Source organism: Streptomyces cyanogenus, assembly GCF_017526105.1.
In the GTDB taxonomy this organism is placed as follows: Bacteria; Actinomycetota; Actinomycetes; order Streptomycetales; family Streptomycetaceae; genus Streptomyces; species Streptomyces cyanogenus.
Genome location: NZ_CP071839.1, coordinates 329,400 through 348,169, shown reverse-complemented (window position 1 = coordinate 348,169; position 18,770 = coordinate 329,400). Strand labels below are relative to the sequence as shown.

Genomic DNA, 18,770 nt, shown 5'->3' with positions numbered 1-18,770 from the left:
GGTGTGCAACGTCCCAATCTCCATCGCTGATCCACTTTTCTGCAGTCCGGGACCGACGGGACGGAACATCGGTCAGGATGGGTGTGTGATGAGCGAAGGCGAACGGGAACTGTGGTTGCGCCTGTCAGGGCCGGAAGGTCAACTGCGGGCTCTGACAGACTGGTTACGTCATCTCCCGCCCGCCCCGGGCGAGATGGGCGGGGCGCTCGCGTGCGGATCACGGTGAGCACGCGAGATGGCCGCACCGTAGAGGTGGACGGCAAGGCCGTCGATCCCCAGGCGCTCGCGCGGGATATCGAGCGCCTCCTCAACAGTGACGAATTGGAGGGACAACCGCAGTGACGCGGTTACCGGACCCGGACCGCTCGCGCGCCATTCTCATCGGCACCGGCACCCACGCCGACGGATCCGGCCTGCCCAGCCTGCCTGCCATCGGCGCCAACCTCGCAGATCTACGGCAGGTGCTCACCGATCCGGCCACCGGCTCCCTGCCGCAGGAGCACTGCATCATCGTGAGCGATCCCGCCACCGCAGGCGAGGTGGGCAGCCTTCTGGCCCGCGTCGCTCAGGAAGCGACCGACCTGCTGTTCGTGTACTACGGCGGGCACGGGCTGGTGGACGACCGGGGCAGGCTACACCTCGCACTGCCCCACACCGACGCCGCGCACGTCCGCTGGACCGCGCTGCCGTTCGAAACCCTGCGGGAAGAACTGCTCGACAGCCCTGCGGCGATCCGGGTGCTGGTGCTCGACTGCTGCTTCTCCGGACGCGCCATCGAGGCGATGACCAGCGGGCACAGCACGGTCGCCGGGCAGATCGACGTCGCCGGCACCTACACGCTCGCCTCCACCTCCGCGAACGCCGTCGCCTACGCACCCCAAGGCGCGACGCACACGGCGTTCACCGGCGCCCTGCTCACGGCTCTGCGAGGGCCGGTGGCACTGAGCCTGGACGACCTCTTCGACGAGGTACGACGCGATCTCGCAACACGCGATATGCCGCGACCCCAGCGCCGGGTGGTCAACAACGCCGGCAGGCTCATCCTGGTGCGCCCTCCTGATCCGAATGCGCCTCGCCCTGCCCTTGCGAGCGACCCGCCTCCCACCGCGTGGACGGATCCAGGCGCCTCTGTCCCACCGCTGCCCCTGTGGCACCAAGGCAGCGTGACAGCCCTGCCGAAGCCCCGCCGTCCGAAGGCGAAGATCCGCATCCCGACCTGGGTGTGGCCGCTGCTCATCGCCGCGGTGGCCGGACTGGGCGGGTGGTACTGGCTGCACACGCAGACACACTGGAGCAAGGGCGACCTCAAAGACGCGGTGCAGCAGGCAGCCGCGGAACTGGGCAAGGACACGAGGCTCGCCGACAGTCCCCTCGAAGCGTACATCGGACAACTCATCGACGAGTCGGGTAAGGGGCCACCACACGGGTCCACGCCCTCGGTGGAACACGTTTCGCGTCCCGACGGCGACAGCAACGCTGGTGACTACGAAGTCACCAGCGAAGGCATGGCCTTCTGCATGCACGTGACCACCGCCGTCAAGGCTCCCGGCCACGACCTCGTCCCCGCCACCGTCACCTTTTCCGTCACGGTCACGGACGGCAGCTGCCCTACCGCCAACCGTCCGAGCGCCGGCAATGGATCGGCTCCGTCATCGACACCTTCGAAGACCCGTTAGAAGAGGCCGGGCGCTGGGCCCAGGAGATCGCTGGCCGTGTCCGTCACAGGAGTGCGATCCCCAGCGCCCGGGGCCGCGGTCGGCTGAGCCGACGATGCCGAGACCAGTATGCGGGACGGCAGCGGCTGCACGCGCTGGTGCCGTCGGCCTGGTGGCGCACCGCAGGCGCGACCGCTGGAGCGAGGCCGTGGCGTGCACCAACCTCGGTCGCGCGCTGTCGTACCTGGGGCAGGAGACGGAGGCCATCGACGCCCGTGCCGAGGCACACGCGCTGGTTCGGGACATCAGCGATCGCCAGAGCGAGGCCGAGGCCATGCACGACCTCGGCAACGGTCTCGGCCTCGCCCCGGGGGACGTGAGGGACGCGGAGCAGCCAATCGAAGCCCACACCCCTGCCCGCGACCTCATCCATGAACTCGGTGACCGCGTGAGCGAGGCCTCGGTGTGGATCGACCTCGGTGCCGTCCTCGTGCGTGCCGAGCGCCGGTCCGAGGTGCCGATGCATCAGGCAGGCCCCGGAGCGCCTCCGGGGTACCGCCAACCGCGCGGGAGACGCCACGAAGTGGCACAGCCTCGCCGTCGTCCTGCGGGACATGCGGGGAGAGGAGACCATCGAGGCGATCGGCACTGCCCCTGGAGCGCCATCGCAGGGCGACGACTGGTACGAGACCGGACGTACCCTGCACCATCTCGCGCGTGCTCACCACGACACCGGGAACCTCGTCGCAGCCGGGCAAACCTACGCTCAGGCCGCCGACGTGTACGGCCGCGCCCAGGCCCGCGCGGAAGCTGCCGAAGCGAGGGGCACTGGGTGAACGATGCCTGAGCCACCGGGGCCCGGCCCGCCGCTGCGAACCGGGCCCGCAGTCGCCTCCCTCGGAAAGGAGTACGTCAGGGGCGCCAGTCCGCCTCCATGTCGTGGGAGTCGGTCTTGGTGAGCTTGGTCGTTCCGGTGCCGTCCGCGCGGACCAGGTACAGGTGTTCGGGGTCCGCGTCGTCGGTCCCGCCTCGGGTGAAGACCAGACGGCTGCCGTCCGGGGACCACGAGGGGTACTTGTCGTTGAAGCGGGACGAGGTGATGCGGTGCACTCCGGTGCCGTCGGGGCGGACGAGGTAGAGATGTGCGAAGCCCGAGGAGTCGACCCGGCTGAAGACGATGCGGTTGCCGTGTGACCAGTCCGGCGTCCAGTCGTGGGAGCCGGAACCGGTGACCGCCGTCTGGGCCAGGGTGGACAGCCGAATCCGCATGACCCTGCTGTGTCCGCCGGCGTCCGCCCGGTTGAAGGCGAGGTACTTGCCGTCCGGGGACCACGTCGGATGGAGGTCGTCCGCCGCGGTGTGGGTGAGCCGGGTGGCGGGAGTGCCGTCGATGTCGGCCACGTAGATCTCGCGCTGGGTGCCGACCGGCTTGGCATAGGCGATCCGCTTGCCGTCCGGGGACCACGCCGGGTCGGATGCGCCCTTGGTGCCGGGCACGGCCTTCAGGTCGCCGCCCGTGGTCTTCATCGTCCAGACGCCGTCGATTGCGCCGCCGGATCCATAGCGCACGAAGGCCACCCGCTTGCCGTCCGGGGACCAACTGGGCATCACGTCGCTGACGGTGGAGGTGTGGGTGAGTTTGACCGGCGTGCCGCCGCCGGCCGAGATGGCGTAGAGGTCCTCGACGGGAGCTCCCGCGGTGTAGCGTGCGAAGACGATGGGGTGGTCCGCCGCCGCTCCCGCGTCTCCTGCTGCGTTGAGCGTCAAGGGCACAGTCATGGCGAGCGCGGTGGCGGTCACGGCCGCCCGGCGACGCCGCGTCGTACCGGCTCCGCCCGTCCTGACGGTTCTTCGTGCCCCTCCGGCACTACCGCCGCTGCCGTTTCCGTGGTGCAGGTGCGTCAAGGTGTCCCCCCGATGGCTGTCCGCGGCCCGCCGCGGGCCGCTCCGGCGGGTAAACATCCCACCCGGCGGAGCTCCGGGGAAGCCACGGTGGCCGACGGTACGAGCTCTGTGACGTGTTCCGTACGCCGCTGTCACACGCGAGGGGTGCGGACCGGCGGTGACCGGATGTCAGGGCGCGGACGGTGACCGGGCGTCAGGGTGCCTCCGCCATGAAGTCGGCGACCAGGTCCGCCGGATTGGCGCTCGACGTCAGCTCGAACATCGCGTCCGGGTCGAACATGTCGTAGAGGATCACCGGCACCGGCCGCCCCAGCACCGCCACGATCCGGCCGCTGTCGTGGAGGCGCCTGGCCGCCGCGACGCACACCTCGTAGAACCACTCGACCAGCCGTTCGTCGCGGCCGTCCGCCTCGTCGTCGTCCTCGTACCAGAGCCCCCGGGCCTCGGCCTCCCGCCGGTGCGACCGCGCGCCGTCAGGGTCACGTCCGACGGTCCTCACCCCTTCGAGTCCCGTCTCGGGGAAGAACGCATAACTCCAGCGTGCCTCCCAGGCATCCGGCGTCTGCTGCGCCGCCGCCGTAGCGTCGGCCTCGGTCGTGTAGCCGATCGCCAGGTACGGAAGCCGCGGATCCTGGTCGACGCTGTCGATGCGGAACGTCACCGCGTAGATCCCGCTGTCCGCCGGGAACTCTCCGACGACCTCGGCGGCGACCCGTTCCACATGTTCTCCAAAGGCCATACGAGCCCTTCCTCGATGAGGTCGAAGATCATAGGGACCGCGAGGAGCAGAGCGGTGTCGCCCCCAGGCTCAGGCGGTTCGCCCGGGGCGCGACCGGACCGGACGGTCCGATCTGTCGGCTTGGTGGGCGTGACCGTGAAGAACCCACCCTCCCGAGCTGCGAGGGATCAAGAAGGGACAGCCTCTCTGCCTGATCGGCGACACCGGCACCGGCAAGTCCCACCTGCTGATCGCCCTGGACACCCAGAATCCAGGCATGGACGTTCCCAAGCTGCTGGAAGCCGCCTCACTGCTGGTCCCCGAAGCCGTCGCCACCGAGAACGACATCACGGTGAACGACGTCTGGGAGTACCTCGTCCACGACGAGTGGGAAGTCGCTCTCGACCTGTTGGAGGAGCTTGGTGATGTCCACCCGCTTCCGCTCGCCTTCTGGCAGACCCTCGCCACCGCCGCCGAGCAGTTGCGACTCGACAGGAGCGCGGCCTGGTGTCACTGGCGGTGCTTCGAGACCCGCAACGGCATCATTCGAGCCGACCTCACCCTCAGACCAGCTGACGAGGCCCGCCGGCAGACACCTTTCTCCGGAGCCGGTGTCCTACGACCGATGTGGAACACCGGAGGAAAACTCCCGACAGCCGAACCCGACCTCCACATCGCCGCCCTTTGGGTGGAGTTCACGCCTTTCATGGAGCCCGGAGGGCAGGCCACGGTGCGTCTGGCACCGCTCTCCCCGTCGAAGTGGCAGCAGCTTCAGACCGGCCAAGTGATCACCATGCACGAGGACCGGACTGTCGCTGGAACCGCGGTCGTCCTGGAGATCCAGGGCCCACCGGCCCCGCCTGCCACATTGCAGTCGTAGTCGATGAGGCGGCCGCAGAGGCGGCGGCCGAGCCCCGCACCGGTGGCGCCGTCGCCACGGCCGTCGTCGTGAACACCTGGTCCGCGCACGTCTGCTCACCCTTGGCCACGACGTCGTCAGCCTCGCCCACGAAGCGCTGATCACCGCCTGGCCCCGGCTACACCCCTGGATCGACACCGACCGGGAACACCCACGCATCCACCGCAGCCTGAACCATTGGCCACGCTCACCGGGCTAGAACAGGCGTTCCGGCGGCGTGAAGGCGCGCGGCGGCATACCGCCATCGGGCGGGCGTCGTTGCTGGCTACGGTCCGACTGTTGCCCATGCGGGTGATAGCGGCCGCGAGGTCGATGTCTCAGCCCTACCCGACCGAGTGAACCGCGTACATAACACCACCCGGCCAGACAGGGGACTGCTGTCCTGGTCATGCCCCGCTGACCAGGGGCGTCACGCGGAAACAGGAGGGCCGACCATGCGACTCACCGGACGCACCACCACCCCCGCCGGCAGACGATCCGCAGCCATCGGGGTCGGTGCTGCGGCCATCGCCCTGGCCGGTGCGTCCCTGGCCGCACCGGCAGCCGCCCAAGAGCGCGCCGCTGCCCCGGCCGGCACCTACTGCGGTCCGACCGAAAGCTTCTACGGCAACGGTCAGTGGACCTACGCCGAGGTTCAGCTGTGCTTGCAGGCCGATTCCAGCGGAGCGGTCTCCGTCGTCGTCAACACGCGACAGGTCCAGTACTACTGGGGCAGCGCCTGGTACTACGCGAGCAGCGGTTCCCCGGCGTCCTGGGACGCCAAGGGCGCGGCCGGCGTCGGCGGCACCAGCCACAGCTACGGCGTCAGTGGCCGGCAGACCTCCGCCGCCGGTTCAGCAAGCGCGGCCCTGTCGACGACCGTCTGCGGCACCTACAGCGTCACCATGACATACCACCAGGTCGGGCCGTACTGGGGGAGCGACCAGGCCCTCGACTCGGGCCAGCGCACCTACAGCATCAACGTTCCCTGTTGAGGGCGCACAAATCATCTTGCTGAGGAATCGACCTCCTCGGCGCGGGCCGGTTGCCGCCTCGGCCCGCCGCCCGCTGCTCACTCCGTGCAGCAGGCCGTCGGGACTCGGCAGCGAACGGCCCGGGACGCCCTCTCCGTCAACCGCCGGGGCGGCAATCGGCTTCAGGTGCCGGAACGGAAGCGGAGGCGGGTGTAGGGGCGCACGTCGATGACGGTCATACCCGCCGCGTGGGCTGCCTCGACGCCCTCGTCGCTGTCCTCGTAGACGGTGCAGCGCGAGGGGTGGGCCCCGAGCAGTTCCGCCGCGTGCAGGAAGATGTCGGGGGCGGGCTTTCCACGGTCGACGTCGTCACGGGTGACGAGGGCGTCGAAGTGGCTGTGGAACGGCTGGTGGCGCAGGGTCGCCTCGATGACGTGGCGCGCTCCGCCGGACGCCACCGCCATGGGGACCCGGCCGCGCATGGCCTCGACGACCTGGAGCACTTCCTGGTGCGGCCGTACGGTGTGGGCCTCTTCCAGGAACATCCGGTCGCGGTCGGCGACGAGATCTTCCACAGGGCGCGAGAGCCGCAGGGAGCGCTCGTCGACCAGGGTGCGGATCATCTCCGCCGACGACAGTCCCGTGCGCGCGTCGAACCACGCCTGCTCCAGGTCCACGCCCTCGCTGGACAGAACGGCCGCCATCGCCCGGTAGTTGGCGTACTGGCTGTCGACCAGGGTGCCGTCCCAGTCGAAGAGCAGACAACTGGCGTGGCGGGGGGAGAGATCGGGGTGCATGTGTGCCTTTCCGGTTCCGGAGCGGGTCGTGTTCGCCAGAGGGGGAGCCCGGGCCGCAGTCCGTGCGAACGGTCGGACCTTCGCACCTGGGCTGTGGTGCGCGGTCGGGCTGTGGTCACCGTCCGCGTCACTCCGCGACGCGGACGGATGCCGGCTGCGCGGCGGCCACCAGTGGCCTACCCCGCGTCTCGGGCATGTACCGGGCCAGTGCCAGCGCCGACGCCCCGGTGATCCCGGCGTACAGTGCGAACGTCCCGGCCAGTGACAGGTGCTGGACCAGCGGGAGGAACGTCGTGGCCACCACGAAATCCGCCGCCCAGTGCGCCGCTGTCGCCAGGCTCATCAGCGCTCCTCGGGCCTGGGAAGGGTAGATCTCCGCGATGTACACCCAGAACACCGCCGCCGGTCCGACGGCACCGGCCGTGATGAAGAGGCACAGCAACAGGGCGGCGACGGCCCCTCGGTCGCCGGAGAGTTCGGCCGCGGCGATCGCCACAGCGGTGAACGCCATGACAACGAGTCCGCCGATCATCAGCGGGCGTCGCCCCCAGCGGTCGAGGAACAGCACGGTGATCACCGTGGCCATGACGTTGCACAGGCCCACCAGGATCGATCCGACGATCCCTCCGGCCGGGGTCAGACCGCCTGAGGCCAGGATCGTGGGGGCGTAGTAGACAGCCGTGTTCAGGCCGGTCAGGTGGACCAGGACCGCGATCGCAAGACCCAGCGCCACCCACCGGCGGCCCGCCAGCGCGCAGGCCGGGCGCAGGCCGATACCCCGCCGCACAGTCACCGGAGCGGGGCCGTCGACCGGCCCGAGACCGAGTCGGGCCGCCGACAGCGCCGCCCGTGCGTCGTGACCGCGGCTGCGCAGCCAGTCCGGCGACTCGTGGACCAGGCAGGTCCCGGCCAGCAGGAGCAGAGCCGGAACGATGCCGACGCCCAGCATCCAACGCCAGGCGCCGGCCGGTTCCAGGGCGTAGGCGACGACGTAGGACAGCAGCAGACCGATGGTGATCATGAGCTGGTTGAGCGTGACCAGCGCGCCCCGGCGGGCGGGCGGTGCGATCTCCGAGATGTACAGCGGTACGGCGAAGGAGGTGGCGCCCAGGGACAGACCGACCAGGAAACGCCCGGCGAGGAGCGATGCGGCCCCGGTGGCGGCCGCGGACGCAAGGCTCCCCACCGCGTACACCCCCGCCGCGGTGCCGATCACCGGCAGACGGCCGAAGCGGTCCGCGAGCCTGCCGCTGCTGGGAGCCGTCAGTGCGGCTCCCAGCAGGGCGGCCGACACGGCGGCGCCCTGCGACCAGGACGACAGGCCATATTCGGCGGTCACCAGCGGCAGGGCGCCGGCGATGACGCCGGTGCCGTAGCCGAAGAGCAGCCCCCCGACGGAGGCGACGCAGACCGTCAGCGTGCGGGCCGCCGCTGGTGACCTCGTCGGAATCACCGGCCCTCCGTCTCCTGCGCAGAGGTGACCACGGCGGCGCCGCCGGCGGCGGCCGACGCCACGAACGCCCTGCCCACACGTGCCGTACGCCGGGAGTCGGCGAGCGGCACAGGAGCGGGGGCACCGTCGCGTACGGCTGCCGCGAACGCCTCGACCTGGAGCTGGTAGTGGTTGGCCGACGGGACGGTCTCCTCGTGGACGCCGTCCTCGGTGAGCACGGTGACGACCCCGTCCTCACCGTCCATCGCCCAGGCGTTGCGCACCATGAGGGTGCCGCGCGTGCCCTGGAGCTCGTAGGCTGCGCGCGGGCCGTAGTCGATGCTGTAGTCGACGACTGCGAAGTGCCCCTGGCCGAAGTCCATCGTCGCGACCGCGCTGGTGTCCACGGCGAGGCCGGGGCGGCTGCTGAAGTGGGCGCTGACCTGCCCGGGGGCCCGGCCGAAGAAGAACAGCGGGACGTCGACGGCATAGCAGCCGACGTCCCAGGTGGCTCCGCCGCCCAGCGCGGCGTCCAGCCGGATGTTGCCGCTGCCGCTCTCGATACGGAACGCGAAGGACGCACGTACCCCGCGCAGTTCGCCGATCTTCCCGGAAGCGAGGATCTCGGCGGCGCGCCGCTGCTGGGGGTGGAAGCGGTACATGAACGCCTCCATCACGGTGCGGGACGCCGCTTCGGCCGCCTTCTCGATCCGGGCGCAGTCCTCCTCGTCCATCGCCATGGGCTTCTCGACCAGGACGTGCTTACCGGCCTCCAGGGCCCGCAGGGTCCAGTCGACGTGCTGGGTGTTGGGCAGTGGTATGTAGACGGCGTCGACGGCGGGGTCCGCGATGAGCGCCCTGTAGTCCGGGTGGACCGTGGCGCCGTGGGCGCGGCCGAGTTCCGCCGCGGCGGCGGCCCGTTCAGGGCGGCTGGCGACTGCGGTCAGTGCGCAGCCGTGCGTCGCGGTGATGGCCGGGATCAGGTGGGTGGCGATGTAGGAGGTGGCTCCCAGGACACCCCAGCGCAGGGTGCTGTCCCGCTCGTCGTGTGCCGTCATGCGTACTCCCGTGTCATGCATGGTCGTCCTGGATGAATCGGGCCGCGCGTTCGGCGACCGCGGCCACGGCGGCGTGGATGTTTCCGGTGATCATGGTGGGGATGACGGAGGCGTCGGCCACCCGCAGCCCGCTGGTGCCCCGCACCCTGAGCCTGGGGTCGACAACCGCGTCGGAGTCCCCGTCGAGGCCGATACGGCAGGTGCCGACCGGATGGAACTGTGTCTGGGCGTTGGCCCGCACGAACTCCTCCGTCTCGCGGCGGGTGGCTCTCGCGCCGAGCGGGGCACGGCCGGTGGTCAGACGGGCGAGCGGATCGGTGGCGGCGATGTCGCGGGCGATGCGCACGCCCTCCGCCAGGACGTCCATGTCGGCGGCGTCCGTCAGATAGGCGGGGTCGATCAGCGGGTGTGCGTCGGGGTCCGCGGAGCCCAGGGTGAGGCGGCCGCGGCTGACGGGGCGGGTGACGCCCGGGCCGATGGTGAATCCGTGTCCGAGCCGGTCCGCGTGGTTGAGGTCCTTCATCGGCGCGAAGGACAGCTGCACCTCGGGCTCGGCCGCCGTGCTGTCCAGGCGGACGAAGCCGCCTGCCTCGCCGAGGTTGGAGGAGTCGGCGACGGGGTGGCCCTCGGCGGTGTCGTAGGCGAGCGAGACCTGCACGTGGTCGTGGAGGTTGGCGCCGACGCCGGGCAGGTCCACGGTCACGGGGATGTCCAGCGCCCGCAGGTCGGCGGCGGGACCCAGGCCGCTGAGCAGCAGAAGCTGCGGCGAGGCCACGGCGCCGGCACACACCACGACCTCCGTCGTGCAGGCCACGGAGGTCACCGTGCCGTCGTGGCGGACCCGGACACCGGTGACACGGTCGCCGTCCGTGACGAGACCGAGGACTGCGGCATCCGTCACCAGGGTGAGGTTCGGGCGTTGGAGGGCCGGCCCGAGGTGGGTACGGGCGGTACTGCCGCGGCGGGCCGGAGCGCCGGGGGTGCCGGAGGTGCGGGTCGTGCGGTACAGGCCCACACCCTCCTGCCGGCCTGCGTTGAAGTCCGGGTTGCCGGGCAGCCCGTACTTCTGCGCGGCCTCGACGAACGCGGCGGCGAAGGGGTGCGGATCGGTGTTCTCCGCCACGGGGAGACTGCCGTACGGCGCGGCGTGGGCGGGCCCTTCCAGGCCCTCCAGATACGGCAGGAGGTGCTGCGCGTTCCAGGTGTCACCGCCCCAGTGCTGCCAGGCGTCGAAGTCGGAGGCGGCACCCCGGATGTGCACCATGGCGTTGATCGACCCGGATCCGCCCACGACCCGGCCGCGCGGCCAGGCGAGCCGTCTGCCGTGGAGCGCCCTCTGCGGCACGGTCCGGTAACCCCAGTCCAGTTCGCCGCCGAGCAGCATCGGCCAGGAGGCGGGCCGGGCGATGCGCGGGTCGCTGTCCGGTGGCCCGGCCTCGAGGAGCAGCACGCTGCGTGCGGGGTCCTCGCTGAGCCGGGCGGCGACGACGCTGCCGGCCGCGCCCGCGCCGACCACGATGAAGTCGTAGGGAGTGAAGCTTTGCATGGGTGTGTCCTTCGCTCCGTGAAGCGGGGTAGGGAGGCGAGCGGCTCAGGTCGCGAGGAATCCCCCGTCGACGCCGACGGCCTGTCCGTTGACGTACGAGGAGGCGGCGGAGAACAGCCACAGCGCCACGTCGGCGACCTGGCGCGGAGTGCCGATCTCACCGGACGGGATCAGCCTGCGCCAGGTCGTCGCACCGCCGACGGCCGCCTCCGACGCAGCCAGCATCTCTGACTCGACGGGGCCGGGAGCGACCGCGTTGACGCGGACTCCCTCGCGCGCATGTTCCATGGCCGCCATCCGGGTCAGGGCCACCGCGGCGTGCTTGGACGCGACGTAGGCGCCGATTCCGGGGAAGATCGTGCGGATGCCGTGCACCGAGGTGTTGTTGACGATGCTGCCGCCGTCTTCCTGGGCGGACATCAACCGCAGCTCCTCGCGCATGCAGAGCCACAGGCCACGGGTGTTGACTGCGAAGGCCCGGTCGAAGTCCTGCGGCGTGAGGTCCGCGAGGCGTCCGTCACCGGACACACCGGCGTTGTTGAAGGCGCAGTCCACCCGGCCGTACTGCTGGACCACTCGTGCGAACAGGTTCCGGACCTGGTCCGGGCTGGTGACGTCGCAGCGGACGAAGCAGGCCTCGTGGCCCCGCGATCGGATCTCGTGCGCGGCCTCCGCGCCGCGCTCCTCGTTGCGGGCGGCGATGACGACCCGCATGCCAGCCTCGGCGAATACGGCGGCGGAGGCACGGCCTATGCCCGAGCTGCCGCCGGTGACGACCACGACCTTCCCCTCCACCGAGTCCCGGGCACCGGTTCCTTCGCTCACAGGTCGGACCCGATGCGCTGCCCCGGCCGGCCGGCGTTCGCGTCGAGCAGGCCGCCCATGCCCGCGCAGGCCCGCTCGATCTCGTTCTCGGTGACGTCGTTGAGGAAGCAGACCTGGCCGATCCCGGTGAGCATCGGCAGGTTCTGCCGGCCGTCGCGGTGCCGCACGGTGTCCGCGAGGCCGTCCAGGACGAGGGCCACGTCGCAGAAGAGCGGATGGGAGGGTTCGAGTCCCATGCGCCGTGCCACCGCGATGATGCGCTCCAGCTGGGCATCGTCGATCAAGCCGCGGTCGGCGGCGATGAGGGCGGAGAAGATGCAGTCCATGGCCACGGCCTCGCCGTGCAACAGCTCGGGAAGGGCCCGCATCTCCACCAGGGGTGAGAAGGAGTGCCCGTAGTCCACTGACCGCTGGAGGTCCTTCTCCCACAGGTTGGGCTGCAGTTCCTCGGCCATTCCCGCGATGGCCCGGCCGATGACCTCGTCGGCCACCGTCCCCGGCAGGCCGGTGCTTCCGGCCCGGGGGTCCTGGAAGCGCGTCTCGATGAGTTCCGCCCCGTACTCCTCCAGGAGTTCGAAGAGACGCAGGTCCTTGATCAGGGCCATCTTGAAGATCTCGCCCATGCCGTTGCGCAGTTGCCGGTCCGGGACGGTGGCGAGGAAGCGACGGTCGATCAGTGTCCGCGGAGGAGGGGTGTAGGCACCGAGGCGGTTGCGGTATCCCCCGTAGTTGATGCCGGACTTGGCGGCGACGCTGACATCGACCTGACCGAGCAGAGTGGTGGGCACCCGGACGAAGGGGATTCCCCGCCGGTAAAGGCTTGCTGCGAGCCCGACCACGTCCGCGACGACACCGCCGCCGATGACAATGGGCGGGGAGCTGAGGCGGTTGGTGCCGACCTCATTGAGCTTGTTGACCACTTCCAGAACGCGCTCGATGGATTTGTTCTCCTCCGAGCCGGGGAGCGTAAGGTAATCGACCACCACTTTGTTCTTCGAGAAGTAGCTGCGGATTTCCGCGCCGTACAACTCGTCGACGGAATGGTCGAGGACGACGAGGCGGGTGCCCGTCCCCCGGCGCCCGCCGGGAAGCCTGAGCAGATCGGGGTTGTCGGGGTCGAGAAGGCCATGACTTTCGATTATCTCGTACTCGACAGGTAATTCCGCCTGAATCTTCCAGCTCTGCTGACGCGGCATGTGGTTCAAGGTGACTACCTCTGGTCGGGCCGGTGGGAACGGCGTCTAGTTTGTTTCACCTCGAAACATACAGCGGGGCTCCAGCGCTGCCAACCGTGAAGAACGAGCTGAATGCCCGGTTTATGCGCCCGCTTCGATGTCCACGAGGAGTCACCCCCCACCCCTTCGGGTTCGCCGGACCGTCGGCACCCCGCCGTCTGCGATGGCCGAAACGATATTCCCCACCCACACCCGCCACGCCGAATCCGCAGCCCTCGACGTCATCCCGGCCGCTGTCCGGCGGGGCCGAAAACATGTGCCGACCGACTTTCGGGCGCGGACCTCACCCCGAGTGGACTTCTGTGATTTGTATGCGCGTTCACTGCCGATCGTGTGGCATGTATCACCGTTGCCCAGCGTGTTTCGTCTTACCATTTGAGACCCTATGGATGGCCCATACAGTCACAGCCTCACGATAAACCGCCGGTAACCCTTCCGGCGGGACCGCAGCAGAGTGCTCCTCCCTTCGCTGAAAGGCCATGCCGCGCCGCCTGACATGCCGCCAGGACTTGCCCGACGACCCTCCGGCCCTCCCGTCCGCCCCGGTATCGGGACGACCTGGGTCGCAGGTGCCGGCGGCTTCCCCGCCGACAATCGGAACCGAGGGTGCCTGGTGGAGGTGCAGTGCAGGGGAAGGCGCCGCGGGGAAGGCGCCGCGGGGAGGGCGCACGGGCTGCCGTCGGCCACCCCGTCCTGATCACCCCACGGTATCCGGCGTCGGCTGGTGGGGGAGCCAAGCCGTACGCGCCTGGCGGGCCGGGCACGGGTGCTGGTCGCCGCCGCCTGACGAATCGCCACCGTAAAGCTCTGCCTGCCGCCATGGAACAGATGCTGACGTTCATGACAGTTTGCAAGGTCCGCCCCGCCCAGCAGTGCCCCCACATCGACTCCTGTCACCGCATCACCGACGACCTCCCGCACGCGCCCACCACCGCCCGCAAAGCGCACGCCCCGCTGAGGCCCTTCTCCGGCGGCGTAACCGGCCCTGACACAAGTCGATGATCAAGCGGCGATCGGCGGGACTGCTCGTTGGTCTGGTGGCGGGCAAAGCGTCAGCCGCGGCCCTGGGTCGTGTCGGATGAACTGTGGTCGTTGGTCGAGCCGTTGTTGCCCGAGCCAGGTCCGAAGTGGCTCTCGGGTTGCTCGCGGGTACCGTGACCTGCCGGCGGCGCCTGGCCGCGTGGAACGAGGCCGGTGTGTGGGACCAGCCGTATGTGATGCTGCTGGAGAAGCTGCGGTCGGCGAAGAACCTGAACTGGTCGCGGGCGGTGATCGATTCCTCCCACGGGCGGGCAGCAAGCACCAGATCCTCACCGACGGGCAGGGCATCCCGCTCGTGGTCTCGCTGACCGGCGGAAATCGCAACGACGTCACCCAGTTGCTGCCGCTGCTGGACAAGGTCCCGGCCGTGGCCGGCGCCGTCGGCCGGCCCATACGCCGGCCCGACATGCTGTTCGCCGACCGCGGCTCCGACCACGACAAGTACCGGTGGCTGCTGTGGCAGCGGGGCTCCGACCCGTGATCGCCGAACGCGGCCCGCAGCACGGCACGGGCCTGGGCACCTTCCGCCGGGTCGTCGAGCGGACGATCTCGCGGTTCCACGGCTTCCGGTGCCTGCGGATCCGCTGGGAGCGACGAGACGACATCCACGAAGCGTTCCTCGAACTCGCCTGCCGCCTGATCACCCACCGACAACTCCAGTCATGGTGTTAGCCGTTGTCAGGCGAGTCCGCGTGACATGACTGGGAACAAACCCCCGCAGTACGCCAAGTCGGAGATCCACACCGCGTTCGGTGTACCGGGTCATCCGGGGTACATGCGTGCCATGAGCGCCGAATCTCCCTCCACCTCCGCCGCCCCAGCCGGGGGTTTCCTGGCCGAACTGCGCGACGCCGTCAGCTTCCGCGCCTTCGGGCTCGTACTCGGCGGCCTGCTGATCCAACTTGCCTTCACCGTCTCCTACCTGGGCGCATTTCACTCTCCCACCCCGCACCGGATTCCGGTGGCGGTGGTGGCCCCGGGGGAGGCGTCGGTGCAGATCGTGGCCAAGCTCAACGGGCTCGACGGCGACCCGGTGAAGGCGACCGCCGTCGCCGGCGAGTCCGCCGCCCGGGAGCGGATCATGGACCGTAGGGCGGATGCCGCGTTCCTGTTCAACGCGACCGGCACGAAGGACACCCTGCTGGTCGCCTCGGCGGGCGGCCCCTCGGTGTCACAGACCGCCTCACAGCTCGCCCAGAGGATCGAGGCCGGGCAGAAGCGGCAGGTCGTGGTCACCGACATCCGAGCCCCGAACAGCGGCGACGGGCGCGGCATGACCTCCTTCTACCTGGTGCTCGGCTGGGTGGTCGGCGGCTATCTGACGGCGACGATCATGAATATGTCCGCCGGTTCACGACCGGCCAACCGGCACCGGATCACGATCAGGCTGGCGGTGCTCGGTTTGTACGCGATCGTGTCCGGGGTCGCCGGCGCGGTGATCGTGGGCCCGGTGTTCGACGCACTGAGTGGTCACTTCTGGGCGCTGACCGGGATCGGCACGCTGGTGGTGTTCGCGTCGGCGGCGACCTCACTCGCGCTGCAGACGCTGCTGGGCATGCTCGGCACCGGGGTGACCATCCTGCTGTTCGTGGTGCTGGGCAATCCGAGCTCGGGCGGGGTGTACCCGTCGGTGCTGCTGCCGGGGTTCTGGAGCGCGATCGGACAGGCACTGCCGCCGGGCGCGGGCACCACGCTGGTCCGCAACACCGTGTACTTCGGCGCGCACGCCACATCGATCGCCTGGTCGGTGCTCGCCGCCTACGCGGTGGGCGGTGCCGCGGTCGCGCTGGTCGCGGCCTGGTGGCGGGAGCGGCGCAAGGCGGCGGCCGTCGGCGCCGTTGGATCGGACGGCAGCGGACCGGACCCCGCACCTGCAGGGTGACGGCCGTGCCGACCGGCGCGACCGCCCCATGAACCAGGTGGCGATGTGGCTGCTGTGCGAACCGTCGTCCTCGTCGGGCCGACGGCCAGGACGCTTCTGCGGCACAACGGCGACTGCCCCGGCATGGGGGCGAGCCCCGGGGTACACCGGGTCGGCGCCGGATCGTGCCCGGACCCGTCCGGGCACGGCCGGAGCGGAAAGCTCAGCCCAGCAGCTCGGCGCTGCCCGCCGGTTCGCGCCGCTCTTGTCCGTTGATGCGGTGCCTTTCGATGGACGAGCGCCGGTACACCTCCTGCCGCACCCGCTGGATCTCGCCGATGGGCCGGTGCTCCTCGCGTGATCGCCACGGCGTGATCGACGTGGCGTCGGCGGCGGCCAGGTTGTCTTTCCCGCCGATGTCCTGGCGTGGGAGATCCACACGGGCGACCGTCACCCAGGGGGACAGGTCCTCGGGCCACTTGACGGACGTGTTGTCCACCGGCATCCGCGCCAGATCGGTGTTGAGCTGGACCTGCAGCTCGAAGGAGTGGTCTCGCTCCGCGGCCTCGGCCACCAGGGTGTGACGGAATGCCTCGTTGTCCGCGCGCACGTCCACGATCTGGTGCGTGAGGGAGGCCAGGGAGGCTGCTGTCGGCACGGTACGGATCTTGGCGATGTGGTCGCCGTACCGGAAGGCGCCCATGCTGTTGTAGGTGTACGACAGCAGGTTCCTGCGCGGGACGGCGGTGAACGACAGCATGGCGAGCAGTTCGTCCCACAGCCAGTTGTCGGGATCGGTGAGCGTGTGCCGGCGGGTCAGGAACTCCGCCATCCAGGTCTTGCGGCGGGCTGGGTCCACCAGGGCCTCGGGCAGTTCGGCGAACAGATCCTCGATCACCATGTAGTCGTAGGCGGTGTTCGCGAAGAAGACCTCGTTGTTGATCAGGTTGAGGTCGAAGGTGCCGCTGTCTCGTTCGTCGTCCAGCAGTGAGGGGCCGGCCACTCCGAACAACTTGATGCCCATTCCGCACGCCGCGCCCAGCTGGTGGTCGGGGCGGTGGTGGCCCAAGCCGTTCGAGTAGCGGACGACGGCTTCGTACGCGGTCGGCCGGGCGAAGATTCCCTGCCCGTAGAAGCCTGCGTTGTCACCCACCGTGACCGTGGCCTTGAGGAGGCCGTAGGTCTTTCCATGGGCAGCGCGGACAGCTCGGCCGACGGCTTCGCGCTCGACCGAGGCGCGAGTACGGCGCGCCACCTGGGCGACAACCGCCTCCAGCTCCTCGTGGTAGGACGGGCGTTCGGTGGGACGGTATTCCTCGTAGCGGACGGGCTTCATTGTGCCGCCTCCCTGTCGTGGGGTACTGCCCAAACGCTAGCCCGCAATTCAGTTGTGCACAATCTATCTTGCTGTGGGCAATCGCACCTTCACCGCCCACCGCGCAGCCGCGCGGAACATGCCCTCGGCCGAATGGAGAAGACGCTTCAGTACCCGCGGCCCGGATTGAGGATGCCCCCGGGATCGAAGACGGCCCTGATGCCGGTCATCAACTCCCGCTCGGTGGGACCGAGTTGTGCGTCGAGGTAGCGTGTCTTGAGCGAGCCCACGCCGTGCTCGCCGGTGATCGTGCCGCCGAGCGCGAGGGCGGCGGCCACGATGTCGTCGAAAGCGGCACCGGCACGGTCGGCAGCGTCTCGGTCGGTGGCGTCATAGACGACGGTCGGATGCAGGTTGCCGTCGGCGGCGTGGCCGAAGGTGCCGATCAGCACGCCGTGGTCGGCGGCGATCCGCTCGATCGCGGCAAGCAATCGGGGAAGGTCCTGGACCGCGACACCGACGTCGTCCAGCAACGTGGTACCCAGCCTCTCCAGAGCCGGGTACACCGTTCGTCTGGCCTGCATGAACATCTCGCCTTCCGTAGGGTCGGCGGTGTGCAGCACCTCGGTGGCGCCGCCGGTTTCGGCCAGCCTGGCACAGGTGGCGGCCTCCTGATCGGCGGACGGCCCGTCGCACTGGACGAGCAGGAGTGCCCCGGCCGACTCGTCCAACCCCATGCGCGTCAGGCGATTGACGGCGCGCATGCACGTGCGGTCCATGAGCTCCACCGCCGCCGGGTCGGCGACCGACGCGATCCGCAGCACGGTGTCGACCGCCTGTTGGGGCGTCGGGAACGAGGCCACCACGGTAGCGGTGGCCGCCGGGAACGGCCGCAGTCGCACGGTGGCGTCCACGATCACCGCGAGCGTGCCTTCGGAGCCGACGAGGAGCCGGGTGAGGTCGAGCCCGGTGACGTTCTTACGGGTCGGCGGACCGGTACGGATCACGCGGCCATCGGCGAGTACGGCCGTCAGCGCGGCGACATGGTCGGCGGTGACCCCGTACTTGGCGCAGCACATGCCGCCTGCGTTGGTCGCCAGGTTGCCGCCGATGGTGGAGATCGCCTTGCTTCCCGGGTCCGGCGGATACCACAGGCCGTGCTCGCGGGCGCGGGCGTCGAGATCGCCGGTGAGCACGCCCGGCTCGACGGTTGCCGTCCGGCCGGGCACGTCCAGGGCGAGGATCCGGTCCATCGCGGCGAGCGAGAGTACGACGCAGCCGTCGATCGCATTGGCTGCGCCTGCCAGCCCGGTGCCGGCCCCCCGCGTCACCACCGGGGCGTGATGGTCGCCGGCCGTGCGCAGCGTGGTGATCACGTCATCGGTCGAGCGGGCACGCACCACCGCCGCCGGGCGTCCCGCGGGAGCCAACAGGCACTGGTCACGGCGGTAGGCCTCCATCGCGTCCCGGTCGGTGACCACCCGGCCCGGCAGCGCGGCGGCGAGGGCGG

16 protein-coding genes and 1 pseudogene are annotated in these 18,770 nt (G+C 70.1%); 7 read left to right on the top strand and 10 right to left on the bottom strand.

What is annotated here, in order from left to right; all coding sequences use genetic code 11:
• Window positions 1-210 precede the first annotated feature (210 nt).
• Both S1361_RS39795 and S1361_RS01475 read left to right on the top strand, forming a co-directional pair.
• Complete coding sequence (locus S1361_RS39795) at window positions 211-342, top strand: hypothetical protein (RefSeq protein WP_279577596.1); 132 nt, start codon at window positions 211-213, stop codon at window positions 340-342.
• Window positions 339-1,676 (top strand): caspase family protein, encoded by a 1,338-nt coding sequence (locus S1361_RS01475; protein WP_208030030.1) that lies wholly within the window; start codon window positions 339-341, stop codon window positions 1,674-1,676. The genes S1361_RS39795 and S1361_RS01475 overlap by 4 nt, the downstream gene beginning before the upstream one ends.
• Before the next feature lie 891 nt (window positions 1,677-2,567).
• On the opposite strand, the gene S1361_RS01470 is transcribed toward S1361_RS01475, so the two are convergent.
• Complete coding sequence (locus S1361_RS01470) at window positions 2,568-3,434, bottom strand: PD40 domain-containing protein (protein ID WP_208030029.1); 867 nt, start codon at window positions 3,432-3,434, stop codon at window positions 2,568-2,570.
• 319 nt (window positions 3,435-3,753) lie between these two features.
• Window positions 3,754-4,299 carry a hypothetical protein gene (locus tag S1361_RS01465; RefSeq protein ID WP_208030028.1) on the bottom strand — a complete coding sequence of 182 codons (546 nt, stop codon included), beginning with the start codon at window positions 4,297-4,299 and terminating at the stop codon, window positions 3,754-3,756.
• Between the two features lie 256 nt (window positions 4,300-4,555).
• Between S1361_RS01465 and S1361_RS01455 the strand changes: the two genes are divergently transcribed.
• The 3 genes from S1361_RS01455 to S1361_RS01450 all read left to right on the top strand — a co-directional run bounded on the left by S1361_RS01455 (window position 4,556) and on the right by S1361_RS01450 (window position 6,171).
• Window positions 4,556-5,158 (top strand): hypothetical protein, encoded by a 603-nt coding sequence (locus S1361_RS01455; protein ID WP_208030027.1) that lies wholly within the window; start codon window positions 4,556-4,558, stop codon window positions 5,156-5,158.
• A 76-nt stretch (window positions 5,159-5,234) separates the two neighbouring features.
• A complete protein-coding gene (locus tag S1361_RS40015) occupies window positions 5,235-5,396 on the top strand; it encodes an nSTAND1 domain-containing NTPase (RefSeq protein ID WP_341829366.1) in 162 nt (53 codons plus the stop codon).
• Between the two features lie 235 nt (window positions 5,397-5,631).
• On the top strand, window positions 5,632-6,171 hold the full coding sequence (locus S1361_RS01450; RefSeq protein ID WP_208030026.1) for a hypothetical protein: 540 nt from the start codon (window positions 5,632-5,634) through the stop codon (window positions 6,169-6,171).
• Window positions 6,172-6,332: 161 nt separating this feature from the next.
• Here the strand turns inward: S1361_RS01450 and S1361_RS01445 are convergent, their stop codons facing one another.
• The 6 genes from S1361_RS01445 to S1361_RS01420 all read right to left on the bottom strand — a co-directional run bounded on the left by S1361_RS01445 (window position 6,333) and on the right by S1361_RS01420 (window position 13,004).
• On the bottom strand, window positions 6,333-6,947 hold the full coding sequence (locus S1361_RS01445) for an HAD family hydrolase (RefSeq protein WP_208030025.1): 615 nt from the start codon (window positions 6,945-6,947) through the stop codon (window positions 6,333-6,335).
• Window positions 6,948-7,074: 127 nt separating this feature from the next.
• Window positions 7,075-8,400 (bottom strand): sugar porter family MFS transporter, encoded by a 1,326-nt coding sequence (locus S1361_RS01440; protein WP_243769027.1) that lies wholly within the window; start codon window positions 8,398-8,400, stop codon window positions 7,075-7,077.
• Window positions 8,397-9,437, bottom strand: a complete 1,041-nt coding sequence (locus tag S1361_RS01435; RefSeq protein ID WP_243769026.1) for a Gfo/Idh/MocA family protein — start codon at window positions 9,435-9,437, stop codon at window positions 8,397-8,399. The genes S1361_RS01440 and S1361_RS01435 overlap by 4 nt, the downstream gene beginning before the upstream one ends.
• A 13-nt stretch (window positions 9,438-9,450) precedes the next feature.
• On the bottom strand, window positions 9,451-10,983 hold the full coding sequence (locus S1361_RS01430; protein WP_208030024.1) for a GMC family oxidoreductase: 1,533 nt from the start codon (window positions 10,981-10,983) through the stop codon (window positions 9,451-9,453).
• A 45-nt stretch (window positions 10,984-11,028) separates the two neighbouring features.
• The gene (locus S1361_RS01425) at window positions 11,029-11,808 is read right to left on the bottom strand and encodes an SDR family NAD(P)-dependent oxidoreductase (protein ID WP_208030023.1); all 780 of its coding nucleotides are present in this window, start codon (window positions 11,806-11,808) and stop codon (window positions 11,029-11,031) included.
• Window positions 11,805-13,004, bottom strand: coding sequence for a sedoheptulose 7-phosphate cyclase (locus S1361_RS01420; RefSeq protein WP_208030022.1), 1,200 nt, complete (start codon window positions 13,002-13,004; stop codon window positions 11,805-11,807). The genes S1361_RS01425 and S1361_RS01420 overlap by 4 nt, the downstream gene beginning before the upstream one ends.
• Window positions 13,005-14,072: 1,068 nt before the next feature.
• On the opposite strand from S1361_RS01420, the pseudogene S1361_RS01415 reads away from it, so the two are divergent.
• Window positions 14,073-14,756, top strand: a pseudogene (locus S1361_RS01415) (transposase).
• A 103-nt stretch (window positions 14,757-14,859) separates the two neighbouring features.
• Complete coding sequence (locus S1361_RS01410; protein ID WP_208036387.1) at window positions 14,860-15,966, top strand: DUF3533 domain-containing protein; 1,107 nt, start codon at window positions 14,860-14,862, stop codon at window positions 15,964-15,966.
• Between the two features lie 202 nt (window positions 15,967-16,168).
• Here S1361_RS01410 and S1361_RS01405 read toward each other — a convergent pair whose 3' ends face one another.
• Both S1361_RS01405 and S1361_RS01400 read right to left on the bottom strand, forming a co-directional pair.
• A complete protein-coding gene (locus S1361_RS01405; RefSeq protein WP_208030021.1) occupies window positions 16,169-17,281 on the bottom strand; it encodes a catalase family protein in 1,113 nt (370 codons plus the stop codon).
• 146 nt (window positions 17,282-17,427) lie between these two features.
• On the bottom strand, window positions 17,428-18,741 hold the full coding sequence (locus tag S1361_RS01400; protein WP_243769024.1) for an FAD-binding oxidoreductase: 1,314 nt from the start codon (window positions 18,739-18,741) through the stop codon (window positions 17,428-17,430).
• Between the last annotated feature and the right edge of the window lie 29 nt (window positions 18,742-18,770).